We start from the raw sequence: 231 nt of genomic DNA, 5'->3' as shown, positions 1-231 counted from the left end.
GGCCGCCTTGCGGATGGTCCGCTCGGCGGGGCAGGGGGCCACGAGCTTGTCGCCCGCGAAGCCGTTATCCTCGGGCTTCACCGCCCGTGGGGCGACGGCCGCGTAACCGCGGGCCGCGATCCAGGGCTCGCGCACGCCGGGGAGGCCGGCATTGAGGTCGATCCGCGCGTCGGTCTCGGTGTAGGGGCCCGACGGGTCGTAGACCCGCACCGGTTCCTCCTTCGGATCGGA

General features: G+C 74.0%; 1 pseudogene. It reads right to left on the bottom strand.

Annotated elements, in window-relative coordinates:
• Positions 1 to 210, bottom strand: a pseudogene (locus RVY79_RS21795) (phosphomethylpyrimidine synthase ThiC); the annotation flags it as partial.
• Positions 211 to 231 lie beyond the last annotated feature (21 nt).

The sequence above is a fragment of the Chromohalobacter sp. HP20-39 genome (genome assembly GCF_033052815.1).
Lineage (GTDB): Bacteria > Pseudomonadota > Gammaproteobacteria > Pseudomonadales > Halomonadaceae > Chromohalobacter.
Note: the sequence above shows the minus strand (reverse complement) of the source record. Positions and strands in the feature narration are given on the sequence as shown.